Raw genomic sequence first — 1,606 nt, forward strand, 5'->3', positions numbered from 1 at the left:
GAATTCGGTACTGCCGCCGCCGATGTCGGCGACCAGGCGCTTGCCCGGGGTGTCGGCGAGGGTGTGGGACACGCCCAGGTAGATGAGGCGGGCTTCTTCACGACCGGAGATGACTTCCACCGGGTGGCCGAGGATTTCCTCGGCACGGCGGATGAACTCGCCGCGGTTGCGGGCCTCGCGCAGGGCGTTGGTGCCGACGATGCGCACCGCGCCCAGGGGCATGCCGTTGATCAGTTGGGCGAAGCGCTTGAGGCAATCGAGCCCGCGCTGCATGGATTCTTCGCTGAGCTGGCGCTCTTCGTCGATCCCGGCGGCCAGCTGAACCTTTTCACCGAGCCGCTCGAGAATGCGGATTTCATTATGGTGAGCCTTGGCCACGACCATGTGAAAGCTGTTGGAGCCCAGGTCGATAGCGGCGATCAGGGACAGATTCTTGGCTTGGGATTGCGGCATGGTTTGGGGGTCTCGGTCGATAACCTTGTCATCCTGCCACGATCAACCGCTCGCGCCAACGCGCGGCAGCGGCCGAAGACGCGATCCTTAATGCAACTCAGGCAAAAGCGCCAAGGTCTTCCTGGAGAGCCAGAAACTACCGTTCATCCGGCCCGAACGGGCCATGGAAACCTGGCAGGAACACCGCAAGATCCTGCGCGGGCTGGCCCGGCACGCCTCGGGGGCTGCGCAAAAGGCCATGCAGGAGCACGTGCGGGGCGCGGCCCTGCGCACCGGAATAGCCTTTGTCACCCCCGCGTAGCCCCGGGTTGAGCTATACCCAAACTCATCGGACACCATAGCGAGAGTCAATCAACTCCGGCTTCCTGAACGCGGGAAGGGCGGCTATGATGGGCCACGTTTTTTTGCTTACAACTGGAGACTTCCATGAGCAGCGATCTTATCAAACACGTTAGCGACGCTAGCTTCGAGGCTGACGTACTCAAGGCCGAAGGCGCTGTACTGGTCGACTACTGGGCTGAGTGGTGCGGCCCATGCAAAATGATCGCTCCGGTCCTGGACGAAATCGCTGAAACCTACAAAGGCAAGCTGACCGTCGCCAAGCTGAACATCGACGAAAACCAGGAAACCCCGGCCAAGCATGGCGTGCGTGGTATCCCGACCCTGATGCTGTTCAAGAACGGCAACGTCGAAGCGACCAAGGTCGGTGCTCTGTCCAAGTCGCAACTGGCTGCTTTCCTCGACGCCAACATCTGATTGACGTTGTAAATGGCCTCAAAAAAGCCCCGTAAATAGCGGGGCTTTTTCATTATTCGGGGCTAGACGCTCAGAAACTCAGGTGTTACATTCGGCCCCGCACTGGTTTCTCCTCTGCCCCCTGCAAGCCGTCGCCGACGCTCTCCTTTTCGAATTAGTACGCGATCCTGTCGCCTTCTCCGCGGCGCGGCCTCATTAAGCCAGAAGCTTAATTTCCCCCCTCCATAAATGATTACGTCATTCCTATATGAATCTGACTGAACTCAAGCAAAAGCCGATTACCGAACTGCTCGAATTGGCCGAACAGATGGGCAGCAAGCCCGGGGTGCTGCTGTGGCAGGAGCCGTTGGTCTGGGCCTGTTCCGAGCATCAGGCCATGAGCCGGTTGCCGGCCCAA

General features: G+C 59.8%; 1 protein-coding gene and 2 pseudogenes. 2 read left to right on the top strand and 1 reads right to left on the bottom strand.

Annotation, left to right across the window (positions count from 1 at the left end):
- A pseudogene (locus tag ACQKQA_RS30285) lies at window positions 1-453 on the bottom strand (exopolyphosphatase); the annotation flags it as partial.
- 106 nt (window positions 454-559) lie between these two features.
- Here ACQKQA_RS30285 and ACQKQA_RS30290 point away from each other — a divergent pair.
- Both ACQKQA_RS30290 and trxA read left to right on the top strand, forming a co-directional pair.
- Window positions 560-754: pseudogene (locus ACQKQA_RS30290) on the top strand (FCD domain-containing protein); the annotation flags it as partial.
- Window positions 755-879: 125 nt separating this feature from the next.
- The gene (trxA, locus tag ACQKQA_RS30295; RefSeq protein ID WP_003206727.1) at window positions 880-1,209 is read left to right on the top strand and encodes a thioredoxin TrxA; all 330 of its coding nucleotides are present in this window, start codon (window positions 880-882) and stop codon (window positions 1,207-1,209) included.
- The last annotated feature ends 397 nt before the right edge of the window (window positions 1,210-1,606 follow it).

Source organism: Pseudomonas sp. NPDC089530, from assembly GCF_050280705.1.
Lineage (GTDB): Bacteria > Pseudomonadota > Gammaproteobacteria > Pseudomonadales > Pseudomonadaceae > Aquipseudomonas.

Excerpts from the sequence above, each read along its gene's own strand:
- trxA (WP_003206727.1), top strand. The coding sequence starts at position 880 with ATGAGCAGCGATCTTATCAAACACGTTAGCGACGCTAGCTTCGAGGCT.